Source organism: Flagellimonas pacifica, assembly GCF_900215465.1.
In the GTDB taxonomy this organism is placed as follows: domain Bacteria; phylum Bacteroidota; class Bacteroidia; order Flavobacteriales; family Flavobacteriaceae; genus Flagellimonas; species Flagellimonas pacifica.
Window position 1 is genome coordinate 57,313 of the sequence record NZ_OBEH01000008.1, and the last position, 25,751, is coordinate 83,063.

Below are 25,751 nucleotides of genomic sequence, written 5' to 3' on the forward strand. Positions count from 1 at the left end.
TTATGAGATGTATCATCATTGAAGATCAACCACCAGCACAGCGTATTTTGAAAAAGTTTATTGAAGATGTGAACACACTTGAACTTAAAGGTGTGTTTTCAGATGCTTTGCTTGCCTTGGAGTTTCTTAAATCTGAAGAAGTGGAGTTATTGTTTTTGGATATCCATTTACCGAAAATCTCAGGAATTGATTTTTTAAAGACACTGTCAAATCCACCGCAAGTGATTTTGACAACAGCTTTTTCAGAATATGCTCTGGAGAGTTATGAACTCAATGTGGTAGACTACTTGTTGAAGCCCTTTTCGTTTCAAAGATTTTTAAAGGCAATCGCTAAGGTACCCTTAAATCCAAAAGTGGAGGGAACCGTAGATACTGGTCAATTGCAAGAAGGACAAAGAGGGTACGTTTATATAAAATCGGGCCATGAACTTTTTAAGGTTGACCTGGATGCCATAGAACATATTGATTCTGATTCCGATTATACGGAAGTTGTTACTGCTAAGAAAAAATATCTTTCCAATGAACCGTTGCGGTATTGGTTGGAATCATTACCCAATCAAAAGTTTAAAAGGATTCATAAATCGCATATCATTAATTCGGATAAAATTGAAAAACTGATTGGCAATCAGGTGAACCTTTCCGGAGGAGATAAAATCCCAATAGGAAGAGCTTATAAGGAGGCTTTTTTAAAAGAAATTTTGAAATAACAATGTATGGGATTAAAGACAATCGTATTTTAGTAATATGTCGAATTCCATCAAGCGCAACATCTCTGTTACTGGAAATATAGAATTTTCGGATTTAAAAGTTACAGAACCTTCTGAATATGCTGCAGGCATTCCTGGTGTAAAAATCGCATTGGAACATGTGAGTAAGGAATCGGGTCTGTTTCGTTCCTTGAAAACCCTTTCCCGAATGAACCAAAAAGAGGGCTTTGATTGCCCAGGTTGTGCATGGCCCGATCCTGATACCCCATCGAAATTAGGTGAATACTGTGAAAATGGAGCAAAAGCCATTGCTGAGGAGGCAACTTTTGAACGTGTGGACAAGGCTTTTTTTGAAAAATATTCGGTCGAGGAGATTTCTACATGGACCGATTACCAAATTGGAAAAAGCGGTAGAATTACGGAGCCTTTTATTCTAAGACCGGATTCGATTCACTATGAGCCCATTTCATGGTCAGATGCCTTCAAACTCATTGCGGAGCAGTTGCATGCTTTGGATTCACCGGACGAGGCCATTTTTTATACCTCTGGGCGTTCCAGTAATGAAGCTGCCTTTTTATATGGTTTGTTTGTTCGTGCTTTTGGAACCAACAACATGCCTGATTGTTCAAATATGTGTCATGAATCTAGTGGTGTGGCCCTTTCCGAAACTTTGGGTATTGGAAAAGGTTCCGTTGTTTTAGAAGATTTACACGAGGCCGAGGTGGTTATGGTCATTGGCCAAAACCCTGGCACGAATCACCCTCGAATGTTAACGGCACTTCAAAAGTGTAAGGAAAAAGGTGGAAAGATCATAACCATAAATCCACTTTCTGAAAGTGGGCTTAATCGATTCAAAAACCCGCAACAACTAAGTGGGATTTTTGGTAAGGGCACCCAGCTGACCGATATTTTTCTACAGGTAAAAATTAACCAAGATGTGTCGCTGCTCAAGCTAATCATGAAACGATTGGCAAAAAGGGAAGAAGAGGGGGAATTTGTTTTTGACCATGACTTTATCAAAAACAAAACCAATGGCTTTCAAGAACTTTTAGAGGATTTGGAAAAGTACAATGAAGATCAGCTACTGGAATTATGCGGAGTAGATTCGGCTCAAATTGATCTAGCAGTTGACTTGCTAGTGAAAAAATCAAAAATCATTATTTGTTGGGCGATGGGCCTTACGCAGCACAAAAATGGAGTGGAAAACATCAAGGAATGTGTGAATTTATTGCTGGCAAAAGGGAGTATCGGTAAAAAAGGAGCTGGTACCTGTCCGGTTCGTGGTCATAGCAATGTACAGGGAGATAGGAGCGTGGGAATCATGCATTATGTTTCCAAGCCTTTGAACAAAGCTCTTAAAGAAACTTTTGATTTTGATCCGCCGGATACGGAAGGTCTGGATACTGTAAATGGTATTAAGGCAATGTATAATGGCAAAGCAAAAGTTTTTATTGCTTTGGGCGGAAACTTTGTTTCTGCTGCTTCCGATACCGTTTATACTGCTCAGGCATTGCAAAACTGTGATTTGACCGTTTCTGTAACGACAAAATTGAACCGTACCCATTTAACAGTGGGTAAAACGGCCTTGATTTTGCCAACTTTGGGCAGGACCGAACAAGATAATGAACGTTTTGTGACAGTTGAAAATAGTATGGGCAAGGTGCACCAGAGCATGGGACGGATGAAACCTGCCAGCGACAAACTCAAAAGCGAACCTGAAATTGTGGCCGAAATTGCAAATGCATATTTTGGCGAATCATCCAACATTGATTGGATGACTTTGGGAAGTGATTATGACCTAACTCGGGAGAAGATCTCTGAAGTTTTAAGGGGATATGAGGACTATTCCAATCGGTCCAAAGGCTCTGGATTTTATTTGCCGAACAATGCTAGGGAGTCGGATTTCTCAAAACTACCTGGCGGAAAGGCCCAATTTTCAATTTGTAAACCTCCAGAACATAATTTGGCAGAAGATGAGTTTGTTTTGATGACAGTTCGTAGCCATGATCAATTTAATACTACCATTTATGGCATGAATGATAGGTATAGAGGTATTTATGGAGAAAGAAGGGTAGTTTTCATGAATCCAGATGATATCAAAGAAAAAGGACTGAAACCACTACAAATAGTTGATTTAATTAGTAATTATTCAGGGAAACAACGGAGAGCGGAAAACTTCAAAATTGTGCCATATAACATTCCATCCAAAAATCTGTGTGCCTATTTTCCTGAAACCAATGTGTTGGTCCCTATTGATTTATATGCTTATAAGAGCCATACTCCGGTGAGTAAATCAGTGGTAGTTAAAATAGAGGCAAAGTAGAAAAAGATTTATTGAATAAGCAGATGTAAAACATTTGTGTCCGTATTGTTAATTTCATAAATAGAATAGCACAGGTGTCCTATTTTTTTCCTACTTTCAGATTTTAATAAACGTACTTTTAACTATTAATAATTTGCACCAACATGAAAAACATCAATCGACGTAATTTTCTAAAGAAGACCTCGTTGTCAGCAGCTGCAGTTTCAGTGATGCCTAGCTATTTGCAAGCAGGTATTGATAGACCTTCCCAATCTAGATATATGGGGGATTTTGCGGCACCTAAACTTGAAAAAGTACGGGCTGCATTCATTGGTGTGGGTGCAAGAGGTGGAGGACATGCTAAGTTTTTTGCAGCATTGCCCAATACAGAGGTGGTTGCAATTTGTGACCTGTACGAAGATTTGGTAAAACAAAAAACAGACTGGGTAAAAGAAGTCTCAAAAATTAATAGACATAAAAACATCAAACAATATTGGGGAGATGAAAACCAATGGAAGGTAATGTTAAAAGAGGTGAAACCTGATGTGGTTTTTATAGCTACCAATTGGGTTAACCATGCTCCCATGGCCATTGAATCCATGAATCACGGTGCCCATGCATTTGTTGAGGTCCCTATTGCGGTCACGGTTCAGGAAATGTGGGATATTGTAGATGCCAGCGAACGTACACAAAAGCATTGTATGATGCTTGAGAATGTTAACTATAGCAGGGATGAGCTAATGTTCCTAAATATGTGCAGGCAAGGCGTAATTGGTGAAGTATTACATGGAGAAGCGGCCTATATCCATGAGCTAAGATTCCAAATGGAAGAACAACAAAGAGGAACAGGTTCTTGGAGAACACACCATTATGCACAGCGTAATGGAAATTTATACCCAACACATGGCTTGGGTCCAGTTGCGCAATATATGAATTTGGGTAGGGGAGAAGATAATTTTGGAAGTATAGTCTCTTTTTCCACTCCTTCAATGGGAAGAGCGGCATATGCCAAAAAGAACTATCCAAGTGATCACAAATGGAATCAATTGGAATATAAGGGTGGAGATTTGAATACCAGCATCATCAAGACTAATATGGGGAAAACTGTTATGGTACAGTGGGATGAAACAAGTCCTAGGCCATATTCGCGACTGAATTTGATTCAAGGCACTAAAGGAACTTTGGCGGGTTTCCCAACTCGGGTAGCACTTGAAGGAGGAGTTGAAGGGCTGACGAAAGATCATCATTCTTGGGTTCAGGGAGAGCAATTACAAGCACTTTATGAGAAGTATGACCATCCATTGTATAAAAGATTGAATCAAGCAGCCAAAGGCAGTGGGCATGGTGGTATGGACGGAATTATGATTTATCGTGTAGTGGAATGTTTGCAAAAAGGGCTTCCTCTGGATCAAAATGTGTACGAAGGTTGTTTTTGGAGCGCTGTAGCACCTCTTAGTGAACGCTCAGTGGCAAGTGGTGGTGCACCACAACCATTTCCTGATTTTACACGGGGAAATTGGAAGAGCACCGAACCATTGGCAATCATAAGCTAAACTCTTTTTAAGCTACGTTGTAATGTATTGGTTATGGGGTTCCTACAGAATCATTAAAGATGATTTTGTACATTTAGAATATGGAAACCTACGCTACAGCATTATTATATGCTATCCCATTTTTTATCGGACTTGTACTTGTTGAAATTCTGTACGGGCATTTTGTAAAAAAACAAATGCATAACGTAATGGATACAGTAAGTAGTCTAAGTTCTGGTCTTACCAACATTGTAAAGGATTCTTTGGGGCTGGCATTGGTATTGGTTACATATCCTTATTTGGTAGAGCATCTTGCCATGGTTCAAATAGATGCTACTTGGGTTGTATGGTTAATTGCATTTATTGCTATTGATTTTGCCGGATATTGGAACCATAGATTAAGTCATCACATCAATATTTTTTGGAACCAACATGTTATTCATCATAGTAGTGAAGAATTCAATTTGGCTTGTGCGTTGCGACAATCCATCTCGAACGTAGTTGGCTATTTTCCATTATTGCTGCTACCTGCTGCATTTATGGGGGTGCCAGCAGAGATTATTGCCATTTTAGCACCAGTTCATCTTTTTGCACAGTTTTGGTACCACACCCAGCATATTGGTAAAATGGGATGGTTGGAATATATTATTGTAACACCATCTCAACATAGAGTGCATCATGCCATAAATCCAGAGTATATTGACAAGAATCTAGGACAAATACTATGTATTTGGGATCGCTGGTTTGGAACATTTCAAGAAGAATTGGATGAGGTTCCACCACAATATGGCGTTCTGAAGCCGGCAGCAACATGGAACCCTATCGTGATTAATTTTCAGCATTTTTGGAGATTATGTATGGATGCATGGCGAACAAAGAGTATATGGGATAAGATTCGGATATGGTTCATGCCTACAGGTTGGCGTCCGGGAGATGTAGCCAAAGAATATCCTATTTCAAAAATTGAGGATGTTTATAATTTTTCAAAATACAAACCAGAAGCTTCTACCACCTTAAAAGGATATACCATTTTTCAGCTCCTTTTTAATACCGCGTTATTGCTCTTTATGTTTTATAATTATTCTGAGATAGGATTTGATAACCTGCTAATTTTTGGTGGCTTTGTGTTTTTGGGAATTTACGGATATACTACTTTGATGGATAGAAAACCCTATGCTGCTTTGATTGAAACTTTTAGGAGTATAGCTGGACTAGCATTGATTTTAGTGACAGGAGATTGGTTTGGTTTGAATGCCTTTTTGCCCTTTGGTAGTTATTTAATAGGTCTTTACTTTGTGATTACGATATTTGGTGGCTTTTACTTTACGTATGCAGAGAAAAGGGTCAATGAATCAAATTTGGCCAATTAGACTTTCTTTATTTCCTTATTTACTAAATTGATATATTTTCTCATGGCCTCTTCTGCATTTATACTCTGGGCTTGAATAAGGGCATTGGCTTTAAATGCATTGATCAATGGGGTTTTACTTCCCGGGTTGTTGTAGTTTTTATTGGCTATTTTGAAGTAAGCGTACAGTTTGAGCAATAAATCGGCAGGTAAGGGTTTTGTATAGCTGTTCATAAAAAAAACAGCTTCCCTGAACTCCGTATTTAACTCCTCATTAGTCATCGTTTTTCCTAATTGATGCAATACAGGTTTTAGCTCCTACTACTTTTTGTCCCAACTTTACTGCAATGTCACAATCCAAAGGCAATAATAAATCAACTCTTGAGCCAAACTTAATAAACCCTGCATCTTGTCCTTGGGTTACTTGTTCTCCCTCCTCCGCATAATTTACAATACGTCGCGCTAAAGCTCCAGCAATTTGTCGATACCCTATTTCACCAAATTTTGGAGTATGTAACACCACGGTGGTACGCTCATTTTCAGTGCTGGATTTTGGGTGCCACGCTACCAAATATTTTCCTGGATGGTATTTGGAGTACGTTACGGTGCCGCTGGCGGCATAACGAGTTACGTGCACATTTATTGGAGACATAAAAATGGATACCTGCTTTCTTTTGCCTTTAAAATATTCAGGTTCTTCAACTTCTTCAATAACAACCACTTTACCATCAACTGGCGCCAATATCTCATCAAAATTTGGAGTCACTGATCTTTTTGGGTTTCTAAAGAACTGCAATATCAATATTAACAGGATTAAGGCTGCAATCTGAACAGCATATTGTATCCATTCAATATCTATATAGAAATGAGCAGAAAGGACAATTGCTACCACAATAAAAAAAGTGGCAATGATAATTTTTTGACCTTCTTTATGAAACATATGAAAATAAATTAAGTACTAAATACGCAAATGGTGCGGCAAACACCAAACTATCAAGTCTATCCCAAATTCCACCATGTCCAGGTAAAATGGCCCCACTGTCCTTTACACCTGCCATACGTTTAAATTTGGATTCCAATAAATCGCCAATACTACCAGCAATTACAATTACAGCAGCAAGAACCATCCATTGGAACAAAGTTAAGCTGGTCTCATATTTTGCCAAAATATAAGCCGCAGCAATTGCAAAAATAAGACCTCCTAAAGAACCTTCAACAGTTTTTTTTGGAGAAACTGACGGAAATAATTTTGTACGGCCCAAAGTACGACCTACCAGATAAGCAAAAGTATCATTGACCCATATCAAAATAAAGATACCCATGATGAGAAACTGGGCAAAATTGTTCTGTTTATATGGAATCATTGTTAAGAAAATGCAACCACCTCCAATGTAAAAAACAGCTATTATAAACTTTTGAAGCGTATTGAACTGTCTTGCTTTTTTGGAAAAAAGGAAAACAAGTAGTGCAAGATCAACGGTTATGGTCAACAACATCAATATGAGAATCAAGGAAGTGTCATTGATAAGATAAATAAACGCCCACCATAGCCCTAAGTAAGCAAGAAAAATATAGTATCCTTTTAGATGAACTATCCTTTTGAATTCATAAAGACAGGCAAGACCAAATACCATAAAAAGAAAATCAAAAGCGTCCGAACTTAAAAAAACCGCCCCCATAAGGAGTACCACATATATGGCCCCTGTTATAGAGCGTCTTAGAATTTCTTTCATGTATTTAGTAGTCTTCTAGCAGTAAAAGATATACATTTTTTGAAGTACTACCGTAGGATAGGAAGTCATTTTTATTTTCTGGGGTAGGCTGAAAATGCTTCAATGTGGTTATGTTGTTAGGAATATTTTTCCTGTATTTTTCTTTTATGACCTTTAAGGCTTCACTAATAGAATCTACCAATTGACTTGTGGTGGCGTATACAATTAAATTGGAAGGGAGCTCATCTAATTTTTTTTCTTTGATTTGATTCGAGCACACTAAAATAGATCCATTGTGTGCGATTAAATGCTCGCAAGTGGTAAAAAAGATATCGCTCTCTTTTCTGTTATCGGTAAATTTAATTTTTTCCGAAGAGAATCTTTTGGACAATCTTTCATCCAAAGTGTAAAAAAGATGGTTCTGCCAATCATTTTCGGATACAATGTTCTTTAGAGCTTCGGAGATTTCCATATCATCTTCGCAGTAAATAAACTTGCCTCCATTTTTTTTGAAGTAAATGGTGAATTTTTCGTCAACGGGAATCTTCAAATCGGGCATATGATCTCCCCGGGTCTCCACGGTTTCTTTGGAAACCTTTTTGCCTCCACCAAAAAGTTTATCAAAAACTCCCATAGGGTATCAAGAACATTTTAATCAATCGAATCTTACTCCAAAGCCACTTAATTATTCAGCGGTTTCTACTTCTTCTTCCTTTTCGAATGGTCTTTTTCCAAAAATCTTTTCTAAATCATCCTTAAAGATAACTTCTTTTTCCAAGAGCCTATCCGCAAGTTCTGTAAGTTTATCCTTATTATCAGCCAATAGTTTTATGGCACGCTGATACTGCTCTTCTATAATTTTGGATATTTCCTCATCAATTTTTTGGGCAGTCTCTTCACTGTAGGGCTTGGTAAAACCGTATTCGTTGTTCCCTGAAGAGTCATAGTACGTGATGTTCCCAAGTTGCTCATTAAGGCCATAGATGGTAACCATGGCTCTAGCTTGTTTAGTAACTTTTTCTAAATCACTCAATGCTCCTGTAGATATTTTATCGAAAATAACCCGCTCTGCAGCTCTACCTCCCATCGTTGCACACATTTCGTCCAGCATTTGCTCAGGGCGAACTATTAAACGTTCCTCTGGTAAGTACCAGGCAGCACCAAGGGATTGCCCTCTGGGTACTATGGTCACTTTTACCAACGGAGCAGCATGTTCCAACATCCAACTCACAGTGGCATGCCCGGCCTCATGATAGGCTATGGTCTTTTTCTCTTCTGGTGTGATTATCTTATTTTTCTTCTCTAAACCACCTACAATCCTATCCACAGCGTCCAAGAAATCTTGTCGGTTGACCGCTTTTTTCTCTTTACGAGCTGCAATTAATGCAGCCTCGTTACAAACATTGGCAATATCTGCTCCAGAGAAACCCGGTGTTTGTTTGGCAAGAAAATCCAAATCCAAAGTTTCTGCGGTTTTAATTGGACGAAGATGAACTTCAAATATCTCTTTTCGTTCGCGTATATCTGGAAGGTCAACATAAATTTGACGATCAAAGCGTCCCGCACGCATCAAAGCTTTGTCAAGAACATCTGCACGGTTGGTAGCTGCCAATACAATAACATTGGTATTTGTGCCAAACCCGTCCATTTCTGTCAACAGTTGGTTTAGCGTATTTTCTCTTTCATCGTTAGAGCCTGTAAAGTTGTTTTTCCCTCTTGCACGGCCAATGGCATCAATTTCATCAATAAAAATGATGGCAGGTGATTTATCTTTGGCTTGTTTAAAAAGGTCTCTTACTCGTGATGCACCAACACCTACGAACATTTCAACAAAATCTGAACCAGATAAAGAGAAAAAGGGAACCTTAGCTTCACCAGCAACGGCTTTTGCCAAAAGTGTTTTACCCGTTCCCGGAGGTCCTACCAAAAGGGCTCCTTTGGGAATTTTTCCTCCCAACGAGGTGTACTTATCTGGATTTTTAAGAAACTCTACAATTTCTTGCACTTCTTCTTTAGCACCTTCAAGTCCAGCTACATCTTTAAAAGAGGTACGCGTATCCGTTTTCTCATCAAAAAGTTTTGCTTTGGATTTTCCAATATTGAAAATTTGCCCGCCAGCACCTCCACCGGCACCTCCGGACATCCTACGCATTAAATAAATCCAGATTCCGATAATCAGCGCAAAAGGTAAAAGGGAAAGTAGCAGTTCACCTAAAACATTGGATTCCGTGTCGAATTCAACAATGGTTTCCAAGCTATTCTCCACTTTGATTTCATCAATTTCATTTTGAAATATCTGAAGATCTCCATACTCCAATATATATTGAGGGATAGCTCCAGTGGAAGGAATCAAAGGTTTTTCACTAACTTTTTTGTGTACTTCTTTCTGCATGGCCGCATCTGTAAGAAAGACTTTGGCCTGCCCAAGATTTTTGATTACTATAATCTTTGCGATATCACCATTTCTCAGATACTCTTGTAATTCAGAGGTTGTGGTCTTTTCCGTACTGGAAAAACTGTTTCCTCCAAAAAACTGAAAGCCTATGATCAACGCAATTACAACGCCATAGATCCACCAGGAACTAAAACGAGGTTTTTTAGGGGTATTGGAATTGTTTTCTTTTGCCATTTTTTTATGAATTGTAGCTGCTCTCCACCATGGTCACTTTGGCATCTCCCCAAAGTCCTTCTATGTCGTAGAATTCCCTAATATGTTTTTGAAATACATGAACCACAACATTTACATAATCCATTAAAACCCATTCAGCATTATCTGAACCTTCAACATGCCAAGGTTTGTCTTGTATGGCCTTGCTGACAGTTTTTTGGATGGATGAAACAATTGCGTTTACATGCGTATTGGAAGTACCATTGCAGATAATAAAGTAGTCACAAACTGTATTTTCAATTTCTCTGAGATCAAGTAGATTGATATCTACTCCTTTAACGTCTTCTATTCCGTGTAAAATTAAGGCAATCAGTTCATCTGCGCTAGCTTTCGTTTTCTGCATTCAAAAATTTTAATTTCTACAAAGTTATATTTTTTTTGTTTTCTTAGCCCTAGAATTTAACATATCATTGGACGCACCTTAATGGGAGAACTAACTCAAATAATCAAACTTGATGCCACGGACTCCACAAATCTTTACTTAAAGGATTTATTACAGTCCAAAACATTGGATGATTACACAACAATTGTGACCAAAAAACAATTGAAAGGAAGGGGGCAAATGGGGACCGTTTGGCAGTCGGAATATGGTAAGAACCTGACTTGTAGTGTCTTGAAAGGGTTTAGCTCTTTACGGGCGGTCAACCAATTCAATCTTAATATTTGTGTATCTCTAGCCGTTTGCCATGTTTTAAAAGATTTGAACATACCCGATGTTCAGGTAAAATGGCCCAACGACATAATGTCAGGTTCTTCTAAAATATGTGGCATTTTGATTGAAAATATCCTAAAAGGGCAGTTGATTCAAAATTCAATTATTGGTATTGGCTTAAATGTAAACCAAACTTCTTTCGAAAATTTAGAGAAAGTAGCCTCATTAAAATCACTGACAGGGCAGCATTTTGATTTAGATGAGCTACTGTGCAAGATTATAGAAAATCTAAAAGCTTATTTTGTTGGGGTAGAGCAAAAAACAGTTGCCCAAATGTTGCCAGCATATGAGAAACTTCTTTTTAGGAAAGATAGACCTTCCACCTTTAAAGGTGCCTCAGGAGAAACCTACATGGGATTTATCCGTAGGGTGTCAACCAATGGCAAACTCATAATAGAGTTAGAGGATAAGATATTTAAGGAGTTTGGATTAAAAGAGGTTTCGCTCCTTTACTAGCTTATTTTGTCCATATTGGTAGAAAGCGTCTCCATGAAATTGGTGATGGGTGATTTGATCATCATGGCCATCATGGCATTGAATTCACCTTCAAATGTAAGCCCAACCTCGCTTTCGTTGTCTCCCAAAGCTTCAATGTTTCCGGTCAGGGTAAAAGGCAATTTATCACTTGCAGCACCCAATACCACCTTTTCGTTTGGAATATGCTCCTTTAACCGTAGAATAATTTCCGGCATACCTTTTAGGGCAAACTTGAAGGTTTTTTCATCCAAAACTTCAAACTTGTCAATGTTGTCCGGCATAAGTGTTTCAAAATTTTTGATGTCAGTTAAGAAATCAAAAACTTCCTTGTCACTTTTGGCTATTTTCTTTTTAGGAGTTTCAATGTGCATAGTATTTTATTGTTTCCATTGTTGTGGATTGGTTTTCCACTCCAATAATGTTTGTTGATGGGATTCCTGGATGTAATTGGTCTCAGAAGCCTGTTCAATTAAATGATTATAGTCTGAAAGTGTATGCAAGCTTACATTTTCTTCTTGAAAATTGGAAGTTGCCACAGAAAAACCGTAGGTAAAAATGGCAATCATGCCCATTACATTCACTTGTTGCTCTTTTAACGCCTTAACAGCATTTAAACTACTTTTTCCAGTGCTTATCAAATCTTCTATCACAACAACATTTTGGCCAGATTCCAAATAACCTTCTATTTGGTTTTGTCTTCCGTGCGATTTTGGTTCTGGTCTTACATACACAAAGGGAAGTCCCAGTGCTTCTGCCACTAAAATTCCAATTCCAATGGCACCGGTTGCTACCCCGGCAATAACGTCGGGCTTTCCGTAAAGCTTCTCTACCTGTTTTGCCATTACCTCCTGTACAAAATTTCGTACCTCAGGATAAGAAAGCATAATTCTGTTATCACAATAAATGGGAGATTTCCACCCTGAAGCCCATGTAAAAGGATTTTCAGGTTCCAACTTTATTGCATTAATTTGCAGCAATAGTTCGGCAGTTTTTTTTGCAGTATCCTTGTCTAAAACCATTGCGCAAATGTATAAAGTTTTTGTTAATGAGTCTCCACTGATTTTAACAAATGAGCGCCAGAATAATTCCAATGGAAATCTCTTTACGTTAGATGGCGATTCTATATTAATGGCTATAGATTCTTTGGCCAAGGGCCGATTGAAAGAAGCTTATGTCTATCATCCAGATGAGGAAAAAATGCTTGATGTTTTCATGCACAAGATTCCTGTAGTGGTTGCTGGTGGCGGATTTGTGACCAATGCCAAAGGCAAGGTTCTTTTTATTTACAGAAATGAAAAATGGGATTTGCCAAAAGGAAAAGTGGATAAAGGTGAATCCATTGAAAAGGCGGCAATCAGGGAGGTGGAAGAGGAAACTGGGGTAAAAGGATTAATTATCGATAAATTTCTTCAGACTACCTATCATGTTTTTAGAAGGAACGGAGAGTACAGATTGAAACAAGTGCACTGGTTTGCCATGTCAACCACTTATGATGGTAAACTGGTGGGACAAAAAGAGGAGGGAATCATGAAAGTAAAATGGAAAGGTTCCAAAAAAGTCAAGAAAGCCCTGAAAAATTCATACCACAACATTAAAATCCTTTTTAAGGACTGGCCTAATCCTGAGATAAAATAGCTGAGGCTCCGCTGCCTTTGGCAATTCTATATACAGGATATCTTAAATAGGGTTCCTCTCGATGTTTTGAGCGTTGGTAAATCCAATCTAATTGTGCATACCAATTTTGGGAAAAATCTTCATCAGTAGCTTTTTTAAGCAGAAAGCTATCTCTTAAAGTAGAATCATTTGCTAACATATCTTGTGCCACATCTTCAAAAACATAGGGGGAAAAACCCTCTTTTTGTTGAAGTACTGTATCAAAGAAATTCCAGTTAAAGAATGAATCATCTCCTTGGGGTTCAAGAGTTTCTAGTAGGTATCTTACACCAGGTTGGTTAGTAGGGATTACAAAATCTCCTTCTCTAAATGCAATTTTAGAAAAACTTTTATCTACAGTTGTATTAAAATGAGGGTAGTGACCTTCATATGGAGTTTTTCTGGTATCATAATCCAAAATTTCATAAGATTCTACTATTAAAACGGTATCCTTTTCAACTTCAAAATAGTGGATGTCATTTGCCCGTAACCTTTCCATGACATCTCCCCAGCTTTGTTTTACAATATATGCCGCTGGAACTTTAACCGTATCGGCAGGAAAATAGTGGTTATAATATTGAGTTTCTTTGGTAAATGGTTTATCCCTATTGTATTTTAAACGAGTTAGTCCCGTTACCTCACTTGTAATATGTTCAGCTTCGTATCCTTTAAAATTCAATGTTGAGGTTTTAGTTGTGTCCAATTGCCAATTAAAATAGTATTCAGCAATATCTTGATTTTCGGTCAAGACTTCTTTCCGAAGTGACAATATGGTATCATGCTCCTTTTCAACAATATCCATCATGCTTTTCATTAACTCATATGTGCCTTTAACCCTTTTTTTATAGGGTTTGAGCATATGGGTCTCCACCATTAAGCCCAAAGTGTTCCATAGCGTTGTGTAACCAGTGGAATATCTAGGGTAATCCATAAACTGACTAAAACCAAATTCTGGAGGTCTGTTGTATACATTGACATATGGGGTAATATCCCAATTACTTTCTTCCAAAGATTCTTCCAAATAGGGCATGAATTGTTCATGTAGATACTGGCCCATTTTTCCACCCATTTTGTTGTGCTGAGTAAAAAGATGGGTTAGAGTGTATTGGTAATCGGCCCCATTGCTCACATGGTTGTCAATAAAGACATCAGGTTTAACCAAATGAAAAATTTGAGAAAAAGTTTTTGCATTTTTGGTGTCCATCTTTACAAAATCCCTGTTTAGATCATAGTTAAGGGCGTTGCCCCGAAAACCATATTCCAAGGGCCCATTTTGATTGGCTCTTGTATAAGAATTCCTGTATAGCGACCCTCCAACATTATAAATGGGAATAGTGACCAGAACTGTTTTTGGTGAAGCCGATAGTTTTTTTGTGGCCAAATCCCGATAAAGAAGCATAGTAGCATCAATGCCATCACTTTCCCCAGGATGTATACCATTGTTTATAAGAATAATGGTCTTTTCGTTTCTTAAATGTTCAAAATTGAAATCTCCGTCAGGATTGAAGGTGACCATATGTAAGGGATATCCACTGTCCGTTTCGCCAATGGTTTGAATGTTGATTTCCGGGAAATCCTTGGCCAGTTTTATATAAAAGGCAATTGTTTCTTCATAAGTAGCAGTTTCTTTACCTTCTGAAGCCTCATAAGAGGTTTGGTAAGAGGCAACTTCGTCTTCGGTTTTGGTCTCACAGGATAAACAGAGTATCCCTATTGCAATAAGAACTGTATACTTCAAGGTTGTAGAATGCTATTTAAAATAAAAATAAGAAAATCAATTTCTTACGATAAAAATAGGCAATATTACCGTTATGAAGCTATATTGATTCTTTTGAGGTCCGTAGCGTCGATTTTGTAAATGGGTTTATTCTTGAAATTAAGGTAATGTAGGCACTTTAATCTAAAATAATTCCATTTTTGGTAGTCGGAGGGGTCAATTGAGGATGTAATGACGTTGATGATTATTCTTTTTTTTACATCTAAGGTCACAAATTCTTCCAAAAATTCCCACCCATCCATAATGGGCATGTTGATATCCAAAAAAATGACCTCCGGAACTGGACCTTCATTTTTCATCCTTGCCAATAAATCATCCAAAGCTAATTTTCCATTTTCAAAAGCAGCAATGTCTGGGCAATCCGCTACAGTTTTCAGCATTTTTTTAATACCGAAAATGGTAATTGGATCATCATCAATAATATATATGCTATTGATTTTCTTCATTAAAATAAACATTGAATGTGCTACCCTTGTTCACTTCGCTACTTACGGTTATGTTGCCTCCCATAGCTTCTATTTGGTTCTTGATGATATAGAGGCCAAGACCTCTGGCATCTTTGTTATTATGGAAGGTTTTGTACATGCCAAAGATTTTACCGCCATACCTGTCCAAATCAATACCTAACCCATTGTCCGATATACTGAAGATAACATGTTTATCCTGCTTTTTAGCATTTAACTCTATAATGGGATTTTTGTTGGGATTACGATATTTTACCGCATTGGTTACCAGATTAAGGATAATACTTTCTAAATAGGCGGGAACACTCATTACCGTAAGTTCATCTTGAACATTGTTTTTGAATTCTGTTTTGTTCTTTTCTAAAAAAGCCGACAAGTTTTGTCTTACCCTAGTTATATTCTCAGTGAGGTTCAAAGATTTTTTTTCAAGATTTACATTGGTACTTATATCTACAACTTCATTTAAGTTCTCAAGAGTGTCCAGTAGATTGTCGGAAGCGTGGGATAACATATTCATGATCCTATTCTTCTCTTTTTCATCCTTTTCTTTGATAAGGAAATCCAACAGCATGGAAAAATTAGCAGTATGGGATCTAAGATTATGGGAAACTATATGCGCAAAATTGATAAGTTTTTTATTTTGAATGGCAGTTACATTTATCAGGTCCCGTAGTTCATCCTCTTTTTGTTTTAAATTGCTGATGTCCATACTCATTCCTATAAGGCCATAGACCTTGCCCTCTACATCCAAAAGTGGGATTTTTGATGTTAAAAAATGAGTTGAACTCCCATCTTTTCTAACATTTATGGTTTCCTGGCCCAGCATGGGTTTTAGTGTTCGCATTACCTCTAAATCTTCATCTCTGGAGATTTGGGCTATTTTTTTATCATAAAGTTCAAAATCAGTTTTTCCAATCAAATTCTCTGGAGTTGTCCCCAAATAATCGCATTCTGATTTGTTCACCAGGATTTTTCTGGAGTCTTGATCCTTTACGAAGACATTCAAAGGTAGGTTGTCTATCAAAGTAGTCAAGAGTTGCTCACTTTCTCTTGTTCTTGCCTCTGCCATAACCTGTTCGTGAATGTCTTGAAAAGTCCCGAAAAGTTTTTCAATCTTACCGTTTTTTTTGATGGCCTTGCCACCGGCAATCACCCAACGCTCTTCACCATTTTTGGTAATAATTACCAAGCGTTCATTAAAAGGGGTTCCATCTTGTAGCGCTTTGTGGAACAGCATGGATATTTTGTTTCTGCAGTAACCACTTTTGTAAAACTCTAATCCCTCGCTTACGGTAGGCTCATAATTGGAAGAAACTTGATGAATTGCCCTTGTCACATCAGACCAAGTAAGTTTTTCTGTTGCAATATCATATTCCCAGCTACCCACTTTAGCAACTTCAGATTTTGTTTTTAAAAGAGTTTTTGCCTTTTCAAGCTCTTTGTCCTTTTCAATTGCTATGCTGATATCCTCAGTTTGAATAATGGTGCCAAGTACATTTTCTTCTTCGTCAAACCATGGAACAAAGGTGCTTTTAAACCATTGTTGATTTGTGTTTTCAACTTTTTTATGCCGTATAGTGCATGTTTTGTTTTTTGTTAGACACTCTTCCAATCTTTTGGGACCAATGCCCTTGTGTTTTAAAAAGAGATCCATAATGCTTGTTCCCAAACCTTTATTGGGGTCTTCACCAAATTGCGAAAGCCAAGAGTCGGAAGCATCGACCAAAATATGGTTGTTATCTACAAGCGCAATGAAACTGGGTAATTGTTTTAGTAGGTAATGGCGGGGGATGGTTTCAACTTCTTTCAAAATGCGAGGTTAGATTTGGGATTACAAAAATAAGAAATTTCCTACTAAAGTATATCAATTATAGCATGCGGAATCATATAATGTTGTGAACGGACTGAATTCTGTTGTTTTTTCGGCGAATGGTAGAGTCTGCCAGTTTGTTGGTAGATAAATTTGGACAGAAGCTTTTGCGATTAGATATGAGTATGCAGTTATTTAACCACCACGGTATCCGGTACCAAACCGGTATAATCACCGCCATTTCTTATGACATCCCTAACTATGGAAGAACTAATATAGGATTTGCCCGATGAGGTCAATAGAAATACAGTTTCAATTTCTGAAAGTTTTCTGTTGGTATGGGCTATGGCTTTTTCAAATTCAAAATCCCCAGGGTTTCGCAAACCTCTTAAAATAAAATTGGCATCCACTTCCTTACAAAAATCCACGGTAAGCCCTTCATATGTGACAACCTTGATCTTTGGTTCATCTTTAAATGCTTCTTCAATGAACTTGGTGCGCTCTTCCAAAGAGAACATATATTTTTTATCGGCATTCACGCCAATTGCTATCAACAATTCATCAAAAAGGGTTATGCCCCTTTTAATAATGTCGTAATGTCCCAGTGTAAGAGGATCAAATGAACCTGGAAAAATAGCGCGTCTCATGCTCGGAAAGTTTGTTTAAAAATACTGCTTTCTATCGTAATGCTTCATCAATGGCACTGCCAAACAGTTTTGGAAGGGGTATGCCCGCTGCCATGGCTTGTTGTGGTAAAATACTTTCTTCCGTTAATCCGGGAGTGGTGTTGACCTCCAACAAATAAGGAATGTCCCCAATAAATATAAACTCACTGCGCGAATATCCTTTTAACCCCAATATTTTGTAAATGGATGCTGCCAATTTGGAAACGTTGGTCTCTTGTGCCTTGGAAATTCTGGCCGGTGTTATTTCTTGGGACTTCCCTTGATATTTAGCTTCATAATCAAAGAAATCGTTCTCCGAAACTATCTCGGTAATGGGCAATACGGTAACTTCGTTGTCGTAGGTAATCACACCTATGGATACTTCTGTTCCATCCAAAAATGACTCTATAATAACTTCATTATCCTCTGAAAAAGCGTTGTCAATGGCTGCTTTTAGGTTTTTCTCTTCGTATACTTTGGAAATGCCATAACTACTACCTGCTCTATTGGCCTTTACAAAACACGGTAATCCAACTTTTTCAACAATTGCCTTTTCATCAATGGAGTCACCTAAGTTTAGATAATATGAAGGGGCACAATGGACCCCGTAGGGTTTTAAGGTGCTCAGTAAATCCCTTTTGTTAAAGGTAAGTGCTGCTTGATAATGGTTACAGGATGTTTGCGGCATATCAAGAAGCTCAAAATAGGCCTGCAAAATACCATCTTCCCCTGGAGTGCCATGTATGGCATTAAAAACGCAATCAAAATATACTTTTCCTTGCTTTGTTTCAACACTGAAATCTGATTTATCTACTGGGGATTCCTTTCCATCACCATCCAAATAAACCCATTTTTTGGTTGTGATAATTATTCGGTATGCATTGTATCTGGATTTGTCCAAATATTGGTAAACCACATTGCCGCTTTTTATCGAAATTTCATATTCACTGGAGTAGCCACCCATAATGATGGCGATGTTTTTTTTCATCAGCTTGTCGAATATCAATGTACCAAAGTAAAGAAAAAAGGACTGGCTTTCCTATATTTGTTCCGATAAGGCATTATGCATGAAACAATTTTTGAGCTTTCTAAAAAGTAGAGTTTTCCTGATTCAATTAGGTTTGGCATTGGTAGTGCTTATCCTTTTCGTTTTTTTGGCATTGAAATGGTTGAAGAGTTCAACAAACCATGGGGAGTTTGTTGAGGTTCCCGATTTTTCAAAAATGTCGGTAATGGATATGCGCAAGGCAGTAGAGGATGCAGGACTGCGCTATCAGGTGCTGGATTCATCCAACTACAACCCGGATTATCCCAGATTTTCAATTCTTGATCAGAATCCACCTGCAGGCAATAAAGTAAAAGCGAACAGGAAAATTTATTTTACGGTAAATCCATCTGGATATAAAAAAGTTACTGTCCCAGATATTGTTCAAGTGACACAACGAAATGCATCATCCATGCTAAGGGCAGTAGGTTTGGATGTGCAAAGAGTTACCTATATTGATGAATTAGGGAGAGATATGGTATACCGAATGAAATACAAGGGTAAACATATAAAACCGGGAGACAAATTGCCTAAAACATCAAAAATTGAGTTGATTTGCGGTAATGGCAAGATACCTGGTAGTGCTCGCGTACAGGCTGATTCTGAATAATGATGAGTGCTTCGGAAAACCAAGAGCCATCTCAAGACGAACTTTTTGAACACCATAAGTTTGTAGCTTCCAAGGGTCAAGAACCGCTGCGGGTAGATAAATTTTTGATGAACTTTATTGAAAATGCTACCCGAAACAAAATTCAACAAGCGGCAAAACAAGGTCATATTTGGGTAAATGAGACCATTGTAAAACAAAATTACAAGGTGAAGGCCGGAGATGAGGTCAAAGTAATGTTTGAACATCCTCCGTATGAATTTTTACTGACCCCAGAAGATATTCCACTTGATATAGTCTACGAAGATGACACCTTGTTAGTCGTTAACAAGCCTGCAGGAATGGTGGTACATCCTGGCCATGGCAATTATTCAGGCACACTGATCAATGCATTGGTACATCATTTTGATAATTTACCAAAGAACAGTTCTGAACGGCCTGGTTTGGTACATAGAATAGATAAGGACACCTCGGGACTTTTGGTCATTGCAAAAACGGAAACTGCAATGACCCATTTGGCCAAGCAGTTTTTTGATAAAAGCAGCGAACGCGAATATTTGGCGTTGGCTTGGGGCAATGTTGCAGATGATGAAGGAACGATTGAAGGGCATATTGCAAGAAATCCAAAGAATAGATTGCAGATGATGGTCTTTCCTGAAGGAGATCAGGGTAAAGAGGCCATAACCCATTACAAAGTGGTGGAAAGATTGGGTTATGTGACCTTAGTGTCTTGCAGGCTTGAAACTGGGAGAACGCATCAAATAAGGGTGCACATGAAGTATATTGGCCATACACTTTTTAACGATGAACGTTATGGAGGGGATAAGATTTTAAAGGGGACCACATTTACCAAATACAAACAATTTGTGGAAAATGCCTTTAAAATACTGCCACGGCAGGCACTTCATGCCAAAACCTTGGGATTTGAACATCCAGTTACCGGAAAGTTTATGCAGTTTGATTCAGAGTTGCCTGAGGATATGGTCAATTGCATAGAAAAATGGAGAAACTATGCAAAACATAGCGAACAATAGTTTTCCTCAATTGTAAGATTGATAACACCTTTTGGCTTAATTGTCAAAAATCCAATTACATCGTTATTTTTACTAAAAATTAAATTGATGAAAATTGTTATCTCTCCTGCCAAGTCACTCGATTTTGAAACGGCTTTGCCTACATCAAAATATTCTCAGCCAGAGTTTTTGGAACAATCCACGAAGCTCAATGCAGTTTTGGTTAAGAAAAAACCAAAGGCACTGTCCAAATTAATGTCCATTTCCGAAAATTTGGCCGAACTCAATTGGCAACGAAATCAACAATTTTCACCACCATTTACTCCAGAAAATGCAAGACCGGCCGTGTTTTCTTTCAATGGTGATGTGTATAGGGGCCTTGATGCCTATTCCATTCCTGATGATAAGTTGGATAAATTGCAGGATACCCTTCGAATATTATCAGGATTATACGGAATCTTGAAGCCTTTGGACTTGATTCAACCCTATAGGTTGGAAATGGGTACCCAATTGAAAGTGGCACGGAAGAAAAATCTTTATGAATTTTGGAAAAAGCAGCTAACGGAACATTTCAATGCTGAATTGCAAGAAGGGGAACTGTTCATCAACCTTGCCAGTAACGAATATTTTGGTGCAATTGATGAGAAAAAACTTAAAGTACCTGTTATTACACCAATTTTTAAAGATTGGAAAAATGATAAATTAAAGGTTATCAGCTTTTTTGCGAAAAAGGCACGTGGCTCCATGGTTAGATATATTCTTGATAAAGATGCTCAAACCTTAGATGACATTGAAGGGTTTGACTATGATGGATATATGTTCAGTGCTGAACATACCCTTAAGGAAAATCAACCCGTGTTTGTACGCTAAATTTCCACTATCGTAAACTAAAGATGTTAGGTAAGAAGACTACAAGGCATTAAATTGTGATGCAGTTAAAATATCTATGGCAGTTCGGCATTTATCACGACCTTTGAAGGCTCAATGAGTAACACAACACACTAACCGAAGAATCCATGCAGCAATCTAGACGCCTTGAAGAGTTTAAAAAATCGGTAACCAATAAATTCAATATCTACAATAGCCTTTTTTTAAACTTGCCCTATCGAAATATTGAAAACGTAGGTATGTTGATTCCTCTTCTTTTTGAACAATGTGAGAAGGGACTTAAGGCAGGAAAGAATCCGCAAGAAATCCTGGAACATTTTTTTACCCATTTTGTTGAGATTAAAGATGAGCGTGAACGTTTGGATTTCATGTTTAGAATTATACAATATGTGGAGCGTCAGGTTGTTTTGTATGATAGTGTTGAAGATTCCGCTTTTCCAAAATTACAGGAATATACCAATTCATTATCCATAAAAGATTACTTTGAATTGGTAAACCGGACTAAAAACTGGGACAATATTTCTAAAAAACTTTCCACTTTTAGCGCAAGGATTGTGCTTACGGCACACCCAACCCAATTTTATACTCCTGCAGTGTTGGATATTATTGCAGAACTAAGGTCACTCATTGATGAAGACAGAATTCATGATATAGATTTGACCTTACAGCAGTTGGGACTTACCTCTTTGGTAAACGCTAAAAAACCAACACCCTTAGATGAGGCCAAAAACATCATTTATATTTTACGTAACACATATTATGACGCCGTTGGAGAGCTTTTTCAGTACGTGAAAAGCAATATTAGGGATGAAGGTTTTGACAATTACAATATTTTAAAGCTAGGATTTTGGCCTGGAGGTGACCGAGATGGGAATCCGTTTGTTACAGCGGATATTACCAAAGAAGTAGCGGATGAGCTCAGGCAGACCTTGATGAAATGTTATTACAATGAGCTAAAGGAACTGCGAAAGAAATTAACTTTTAAGGGACTTCAAAGTGATTTGAATGCTTTGAGTGATAAGTTGTACAAAGCAATGTTTGATGCTACCAAAAGCATTGGTTATGAGGAAATTATTGAGCATGTTAATGGGATTCGTGAAAAATTGATTTCCAATTACCATGAACTGTATTTGGACAAATTGGACCAGTTTATTGATAAGGTCCATATTTTTAAGACCCATTTTGCCACACTGGACATTAGACAGGATCATAGCAAACATAAATTGGTGGTTGAAACTATCCTGAAACAACAGGGAGCCATTAAGGAAAATATTGAAGAATTGGATGAGAAGGAATTGTTACAATGGCTTTTGGATAAAGACATTGAACTTGATTCTTCCAATTTCAATGAGGAAATCGTAAAAGATACCATAATCAATATTCAACAACTAAAAGAGGTTCAGGCTAAAAATGGGGAGGAAGGATGTAACCGATATATCATCAGTAATTCCGAAGACATTTATGCGGTCCTTTTTGTTTTTGGATTGTTTAGATGGTGTGGATGGAAATTGGATGAAATCACTTTTGATATCATCCCACTTTTTGAGACCATGAAAGGTATGGATGCCTCGGAAGAGGTTATGCAAACCTTGTTCAATACACCAATTTATCGCCAACATTTAGAACGAAGAAATAATACACATACTATAATGTTGGGCTTTTCAGATGGAACCAAGGACGGAGGTTACCTAAAAGCCAATTGGTCCATCCTTAAAACCAAAGAAACTTTGAGTAGGGTGTGCAAAGAGAATGATATCAAAGCCATTTTCTTTGATGGCAGAGGAGGTCCACCAGCACGTGGAGGAGGAAAAACCCACCGTTTTTATGCTGCACAAACCAAAGATGTGGCCAATCATGAAATTCAATTGACCATACAAGGGCAAACAATTACCAGTACCTATGGTACCAAGGAGCAGTTTATGCACAATTCAGAGCAACTGCTCACGGCTGGTTTAAGCAATAATCTGTTTGGTGAGGAACATATAATTTCGGATGCGCAACGAAAATTGATTGAAGAACTATCCGAGTTGAGCTTCACCACTTATAATAATCTGAAGCAGCACGAAAAATTCATTCCATATCTGGAGCATCGTAGTACATTAAAATACTACACAAAGGCCAATATTGGCAGTAGACCTGGAAAACGAGGGAACAAAAAACAGTTGGAGCTTTCTGATTTAAGGGCCATATCTTTTGTTGGTTCCTGGAGTCAGCTAAAACAAAATGTCCCTGGTTATTTTGGATTGGGTACTGCTTTGCAAAAACTCAAGGATGAAGGAAGGTTGATGGAAGTTAAAAAACTGTACAAAGAAGTTCCATTCTTTAAAGCTTTAATGCTTAACAGTATGATGTCTTTGGCCAAAACCAACTTTAACCTCACCAGTTATATGAAAGATGATCAGGAGTTTGGTGAATTTTGGGATGTGCTGAACGAGGAATTCCTGCTATCCAAGAAGATGCTCCTTCAAATATCCGGACTAAAGATATTGATGGAAGATGAGGCTGTTTCTCGTGAATCTGTGAACATTAGGGAAAAGATTGTGTTACCACTATTGGTAATTCAACAGAATGCACTTTATCATATCACACAAAGCTCGGAATACAAAGAACTTTACGAAAAAATAGTTACAAGGTCGTTGTATGGGAATATTAACGCAAGTAGGAACTCTGCATAATGAAAGTTGTAGATGGTTAATACCCTTCTGGAATAATTTTTCTTGATTTTAAGTACATAGTTTTTATTTTTAGGCAATGCAATACTATCTAATCATTGCCCTTCAGGGATTTTGTGTTTATCACTGCTATTCTAATAGAAACAGCTATTATTGGATAATGGCTATAATCTTTATTCCGGTCATTGGTTCCATTTTATACTTGTTCATGAATGTCTTTCGAAAAAGAGATATTGAAAAAGTTCAGGAAAGTTTAGCGACAGCAATAAACCCCTCAAAGAAGATTAAAGATTTAGAAAAGAAATTCAAATTCTCCTCAACTTTTGAAAATCAGGTTGCCCTTGCCGATGCGTATTTGGATGAAAAAATGTATGCTGAGGCTATTACCAATTATGAAGCTTCACTTAAGGACGTTTTTTCCAATGATTTTTATGTGATTTCCAAATTGGTCGAGGCACATTACTTTTCTTCTGACTTTGAAAATGCTATCTCATATGCAAAGAAGATTGATCAGAATTCTAGTTTTAGAAAATCAGATGCTTCCTTTCTATATGGAATGGCTTTAGAAAAAGGAGGAAATATTGTTAAGTCAGAAGAGATCTTAAGAACTTTTGATGCTCCCTATTCAAATTTTATGGAAAGGCTGGAGCTTGCAAGATTCTTGATAAGAAATAATAAGTTGGAAGAAGGAAGAACGGTATATCAAGAAATAGTTTCTGAATCGGAGAACATGTCAAAGCAAAGCTATCGCTTAAATAGAGATTTGATAAAAAAGTCGAAAGAAGAATTATCGTTACTTGCATAATGTTTAAGCATACCCATCCGTACAAACCGTTCTTATTTCCGGAAGCCACAAAGTTGATTGTTGGGACTTTACCACCTCCACGTTTTACTACTGGTGAGTTAAAAGATGATGATGTGGATTTTTGTTATGGCAGCAGAAATGGAATGCTTTGGCCAATTCTGGATAGGATTTTTGGGTTGGACCTTAAATTTGAAACTACCCAAGTAGCTACAGAACAGCGCAAAAACTTTTTGCTTCAACAAAAAATAGCGGTTTGTGACATTGTTGATAGTGCAGAACGACAGAAAATTGATGCCTCCGATTTGGGAATGCAAAATGTAAAGCTTCGAGATTTGGTGGGGTATCTTAAGGAATACCCAAACATAGAGACTATTCTTTTTATGGGTGGAAATAGCAAAAATGGTCCAGAATACTTCTTCAGAAAGCAATTAAAGGAATACGGACTAAAATTGGAAATCGTTTCCAATGAAGTACCGAGAGTTCATGAATTGGACATACCTCTGATTTCAAAGAGCACCAAGAAATCCAGAATTGTCAAAACAGTTTCCCTTACAGCCCCTTCAGGTGCTGCCAATCGCGCTATTGGAAGTCTTCAATTGTATAAAGATCTAAAAACCAAAAACTCCAAATTCAACACTTTTGATTTTAGGGTGATGCAGTATCGAAAGTTTTTTGAATAGTGAGTTGTTTAAACTTGAAAATATTTCAAAAGGTAAATGTTTTTAGAGGTTGTTCTTTTTTAAGTTCGATTTCTCCTGAAATCAGGCAATCCAAAAGCTAGAATTTTTTATGTCTATTTTAGTATTTATAAACTAGAAGATTATATTCAATACGCTCACAATGGCTTTTATTTAAAACACTTTCCACAATGTTTGCTGGAAACAGGTAGGTTTT

The 25,751-nt window shown here is 37.6% G+C and carries 25 protein-coding genes; 12 read left to right on the forward strand and 13 right to left on the reverse strand.

From position 1 onward, the window contains the following. Positions 1–2: 2 nt before the first annotated feature. From CRO15_RS18645 to CRO15_RS18660, 4 genes are all read left to right on the forward strand, one after another. Positions 3–707, forward strand: coding sequence for a LytR/AlgR family response regulator transcription factor (locus CRO15_RS18645; protein WP_097047375.1), 705 nt, complete (start codon positions 3–5; stop codon positions 705–707). A gap of 37 nt (positions 708–744) precedes the next feature. After that, positions 745–3,030, forward strand: coding sequence for an FdhF/YdeP family oxidoreductase (locus tag CRO15_RS18650; protein ID WP_097047376.1), 2,286 nt, complete (start codon positions 745–747; stop codon positions 3,028–3,030). A gap of 143 nt (positions 3,031–3,173) precedes the next feature. Beyond that, positions 3,174–4,562: a Gfo/Idh/MocA family protein gene (locus tag CRO15_RS18655; protein WP_097047377.1), complete on the forward strand. Its 1,389-nt coding sequence runs from the start codon at positions 3,174–3,176 to the stop codon at positions 4,560–4,562. 80 nt (positions 4,563–4,642) lie between these two features. Then, positions 4,643–5,911: a sterol desaturase family protein gene (locus tag CRO15_RS18660; protein WP_097047378.1), complete on the forward strand. Its 1,269-nt coding sequence runs from the start codon at positions 4,643–4,645 to the stop codon at positions 5,909–5,911. On the opposite strand, the gene CRO15_RS18665 is transcribed toward CRO15_RS18660, so the two are convergent. From CRO15_RS18665 to rsfS, 6 genes are read right to left on the reverse strand one after another with little or no spacing between them, the layout of a single operon-like run. Further along, positions 5,908–6,171 (reverse strand): acyl-CoA-binding protein, encoded by a 264-nt coding sequence (locus CRO15_RS18665; protein ID WP_097047379.1) that lies wholly within the window; start codon positions 6,169–6,171, stop codon positions 5,908–5,910. The genes CRO15_RS18660 and CRO15_RS18665 overlap by 4 nt on opposite strands. Continuing rightward, the gene (locus tag CRO15_RS18670) at positions 6,164–6,829 is read right to left on the reverse strand and encodes a phosphatidylserine decarboxylase family protein (protein ID WP_097047380.1); all 666 of its coding nucleotides are present in this window, start codon (positions 6,827–6,829) and stop codon (positions 6,164–6,166) included. Before CRO15_RS18670 ends, CRO15_RS18665 begins: the two co-directional genes overlap by 8 nt. Further along, positions 6,819–7,622, reverse strand: a complete 804-nt coding sequence (locus CRO15_RS18675) for a phosphatidate cytidylyltransferase (protein ID WP_097047381.1) — start codon at positions 7,620–7,622, stop codon at positions 6,819–6,821. The genes CRO15_RS18670 and CRO15_RS18675 overlap by 11 nt, the downstream gene beginning before the upstream one ends. A 4-nt stretch (positions 7,623–7,626) precedes the next feature. Then, entirely contained in the window at positions 7,627–8,235 is a 609-nt protein-coding gene (locus tag CRO15_RS18680; RefSeq protein ID WP_097047382.1) for an LUD domain-containing protein, read from the reverse strand. Between the two features lie 51 nt (positions 8,236–8,286). Beyond that, on the reverse strand, positions 8,287–10,230 hold the full coding sequence (gene ftsH, locus CRO15_RS18685) for an ATP-dependent zinc metalloprotease FtsH (protein ID WP_097047383.1): 1,944 nt from the start codon (positions 10,228–10,230) through the stop codon (positions 8,287–8,289). Positions 10,231–10,234: 4 nt separating this feature from the next. Beyond that, positions 10,235–10,612: a ribosome silencing factor gene (gene rsfS / locus CRO15_RS18690; protein WP_097047384.1), complete on the reverse strand. Its 378-nt coding sequence runs from the start codon at positions 10,610–10,612 to the stop codon at positions 10,235–10,237. Between the two features lie 81 nt (positions 10,613–10,693). Here rsfS and CRO15_RS18695 point away from each other — a divergent pair, with 81 nt between their 5' ends. After that, positions 10,694–11,437 carry a biotin--[acetyl-CoA-carboxylase] ligase gene (locus tag CRO15_RS18695; protein ID WP_097047385.1) on the forward strand — a complete coding sequence of 248 codons (744 nt, stop codon included), beginning with the start codon at positions 10,694–10,696 and terminating at the stop codon, positions 11,435–11,437. Here the strand turns inward: CRO15_RS18695 and CRO15_RS18700 are convergent. Both CRO15_RS18700 and pyrE read right to left on the reverse strand, forming a co-directional pair. After that, on the reverse strand, positions 11,434–11,829 hold the full coding sequence (locus tag CRO15_RS18700; protein WP_097047386.1) for an SRPBCC family protein: 396 nt from the start codon (positions 11,827–11,829) through the stop codon (positions 11,434–11,436). The genes CRO15_RS18695 and CRO15_RS18700 overlap by 4 nt on opposite strands. Positions 11,830–11,835: 6 nt before the next feature. Then, positions 11,836–12,477: an orotate phosphoribosyltransferase gene (gene pyrE, locus CRO15_RS18705; protein ID WP_097047387.1), complete on the reverse strand. Its 642-nt coding sequence runs from the start codon at positions 12,475–12,477 to the stop codon at positions 11,836–11,838. Positions 12,478–12,484: 7 nt separating this feature from the next. On the opposite strand from pyrE, the gene CRO15_RS18710 reads away from it, so the two are divergent. Then, positions 12,485–13,093: an NUDIX hydrolase gene (locus CRO15_RS18710; RefSeq protein ID WP_097047388.1), complete on the forward strand. Its 609-nt coding sequence runs from the start codon at positions 12,485–12,487 to the stop codon at positions 13,091–13,093. Here the strand turns inward: CRO15_RS18710 and CRO15_RS18715 are convergent. The 5 genes from CRO15_RS18715 to CRO15_RS18735 all read right to left on the reverse strand — a co-directional run bounded on the left by CRO15_RS18715 (position 13,074) and on the right by CRO15_RS18735 (position 18,815). After that, the gene (locus CRO15_RS18715; protein WP_116458927.1) at positions 13,074–14,849 is read right to left on the reverse strand and encodes a M14 family metallopeptidase; all 1,776 of its coding nucleotides are present in this window, start codon (positions 14,847–14,849) and stop codon (positions 13,074–13,076) included. The two genes, CRO15_RS18710 and CRO15_RS18715, sit on opposite strands and share 20 nt — an antisense overlap. Positions 14,850–14,920: 71 nt before the next feature. Then, positions 14,921–15,334, reverse strand: a complete 414-nt coding sequence (locus CRO15_RS18720; protein ID WP_165770003.1) for a response regulator — start codon at positions 15,332–15,334, stop codon at positions 14,921–14,923. Then, a complete protein-coding gene (locus CRO15_RS18725) occupies positions 15,318–17,162 on the reverse strand; it encodes a PAS domain-containing sensor histidine kinase (RefSeq protein ID WP_243397025.1) in 1,845 nt (614 codons plus the stop codon). The genes CRO15_RS18720 and CRO15_RS18725 overlap by 17 nt, the downstream gene beginning before the upstream one ends. A gap of 191 nt (positions 17,163–17,353) precedes the next feature. After that, a complete protein-coding gene (gene coaD, locus CRO15_RS18730) occupies positions 17,354–17,809 on the reverse strand; it encodes a pantetheine-phosphate adenylyltransferase (protein ID WP_097047391.1) in 456 nt (151 codons plus the stop codon). Between the two features lie 31 nt (positions 17,810–17,840). Then, positions 17,841–18,815, reverse strand: a complete 975-nt coding sequence (locus tag CRO15_RS18735) for a D-alanine--D-alanine ligase (RefSeq protein ID WP_097047392.1) — start codon at positions 18,813–18,815, stop codon at positions 17,841–17,843. A gap of 79 nt (positions 18,816–18,894) precedes the next feature. On the opposite strand from CRO15_RS18735, the gene CRO15_RS18740 reads away from it, so the two are divergent. The 6 genes from CRO15_RS18740 (at position 18,895) to CRO15_RS18765 (ending at position 25,537) form a co-directional block, all read left to right on the forward strand. After that, positions 18,895–19,482, forward strand: a complete 588-nt coding sequence (locus tag CRO15_RS18740) for a PASTA domain-containing protein (protein WP_097047393.1) — start codon at positions 18,895–18,897, stop codon at positions 19,480–19,482. A gap of 2 nt (positions 19,483–19,484) precedes the next feature. Next, positions 19,485–20,513, forward strand: coding sequence for an RluA family pseudouridine synthase (locus CRO15_RS18745; protein ID WP_097047445.1), 1,029 nt, complete (start codon positions 19,485–19,487; stop codon positions 20,511–20,513). Between the two features lie 87 nt (positions 20,514–20,600). Further along, positions 20,601–21,362 carry a peroxide stress protein YaaA gene (yaaA, locus tag CRO15_RS18750; RefSeq protein ID WP_097047394.1) on the forward strand — a complete coding sequence of 254 codons (762 nt, stop codon included), beginning with the start codon at positions 20,601–20,603 and terminating at the stop codon, positions 21,360–21,362. A gap of 146 nt (positions 21,363–21,508) precedes the next feature. Beyond that, complete coding sequence (locus tag CRO15_RS18755) at positions 21,509–24,055, forward strand: phosphoenolpyruvate carboxylase (RefSeq protein ID WP_097047395.1); 2,547 nt, start codon at positions 21,509–21,511, stop codon at positions 24,053–24,055. Positions 24,056–24,131: 76 nt separating this feature from the next. After that, a complete protein-coding gene (locus tag CRO15_RS18760; RefSeq protein ID WP_097047396.1) occupies positions 24,132–24,857 on the forward strand; it encodes a PLDc N-terminal domain-containing protein in 726 nt (241 codons plus the stop codon). Beyond that, positions 24,857–25,537, forward strand: coding sequence for a uracil-DNA glycosylase family protein (locus tag CRO15_RS18765; RefSeq protein WP_097047397.1), 681 nt, complete (start codon positions 24,857–24,859; stop codon positions 25,535–25,537). Before CRO15_RS18760 ends, CRO15_RS18765 begins: the two co-directional genes overlap by 1 nt. The last annotated feature ends 214 nt before the right edge of the window (positions 25,538–25,751 follow it).

Bases quoted from the DNA above. Each gene is read 5' to 3' on its own strand.
- rsfS (WP_097047384.1), bottom strand. From the start codon at position 10,612: ATGCAGAAAACGAAAGCTAGCGCAGATGAACTGATTGCCTTAATTTTA.
- CRO15_RS18655 (WP_097047377.1), top strand. From the start codon at position 3,174: ATGAAAAACATCAATCGACGTAATTTTCTAAAGAAGACCTCGTTGTCA.
- CRO15_RS18745 (WP_097047445.1), top strand. From the start codon at position 19,485: ATGAGTGCTTCGGAAAACCAAGAGCCATCTCAAGACGAACTTTTTGAA.
- CRO15_RS18695 (WP_097047385.1), top strand. From the start codon at position 10,694: ATGGGAGAACTAACTCAAATAATCAAACTTGATGCCACGGACTCCACA.
- CRO15_RS18680 (WP_097047382.1), bottom strand. From the start codon at position 8,235: ATGGGAGTTTTTGATAAACTTTTTGGTGGAGGCAAAAAGGTTTCCAAA.
- CRO15_RS18760 (WP_097047396.1), top strand. From the start codon at position 24,132: ATGCAATACTATCTAATCATTGCCCTTCAGGGATTTTGTGTTTATCAC.
- CRO15_RS18675 (WP_097047381.1), bottom strand. From the start codon at position 7,622: ATGAAAGAAATTCTAAGACGCTCTATAACAGGGGCCATATATGTGGTA.
- CRO15_RS18755 (WP_097047395.1), top strand. From the start codon at position 21,509: ATGCAGCAATCTAGACGCCTTGAAGAGTTTAAAAAATCGGTAACCAAT.
- CRO15_RS18710 (WP_097047388.1), top strand. From the start codon at position 12,485: ATGTATAAAGTTTTTGTTAATGAGTCTCCACTGATTTTAACAAATGAG.
- pyrE (WP_097047387.1), bottom strand. From the start codon at position 12,477: ATGGTTTTAGACAAGGATACTGCAAAAAAAACTGCCGAACTATTGCTG.
- CRO15_RS18720 (WP_165770003.1), bottom strand. From the start codon at position 15,334: ATGAAGAAAATCAATAGCATATATATTATTGATGATGATCCAATTACC.
- CRO15_RS18645 (WP_097047375.1), top strand. From the start codon at position 3: ATGAGATGTATCATCATTGAAGATCAACCACCAGCACAGCGTATTTTG.
- yaaA (WP_097047394.1), top strand. From the start codon at position 20,601: ATGAAAATTGTTATCTCTCCTGCCAAGTCACTCGATTTTGAAACGGCT.
- CRO15_RS18670 (WP_097047380.1), bottom strand. From the start codon at position 6,829: ATGTTTCATAAAGAAGGTCAAAAAATTATCATTGCCACTTTTTTTATT.
- CRO15_RS18740 (WP_097047393.1), top strand. From the start codon at position 18,895: ATGAAACAATTTTTGAGCTTTCTAAAAAGTAGAGTTTTCCTGATTCAA.
- CRO15_RS18665 (WP_097047379.1), bottom strand. From the start codon at position 6,171: ATGACTAATGAGGAGTTAAATACGGAGTTCAGGGAAGCTGTTTTTTTT.
- CRO15_RS18650 (WP_097047376.1), top strand. From the start codon at position 745: ATGTCGAATTCCATCAAGCGCAACATCTCTGTTACTGGAAATATAGAA.
- CRO15_RS18765 (WP_097047397.1), top strand. From the start codon at position 24,857: ATGTTTAAGCATACCCATCCGTACAAACCGTTCTTATTTCCGGAAGCC.
- CRO15_RS18735 (WP_097047392.1), bottom strand. From the start codon at position 18,815: ATGAAAAAAAACATCGCCATCATTATGGGTGGCTACTCCAGTGAATAT.
- ftsH (WP_097047383.1), bottom strand. From the start codon at position 10,230: ATGGCAAAAGAAAACAATTCCAATACCCCTAAAAAACCTCGTTTTAGT.
- CRO15_RS18660 (WP_097047378.1), top strand. From the start codon at position 4,643: ATGGAAACCTACGCTACAGCATTATTATATGCTATCCCATTTTTTATC.
- coaD (WP_097047391.1), bottom strand. From the start codon at position 17,809: ATGAGACGCGCTATTTTTCCAGGTTCATTTGATCCTCTTACACTGGGA.
- CRO15_RS18700 (WP_097047386.1), bottom strand. From the start codon at position 11,829: ATGCACATTGAAACTCCTAAAAAGAAAATAGCCAAAAGTGACAAGGAA.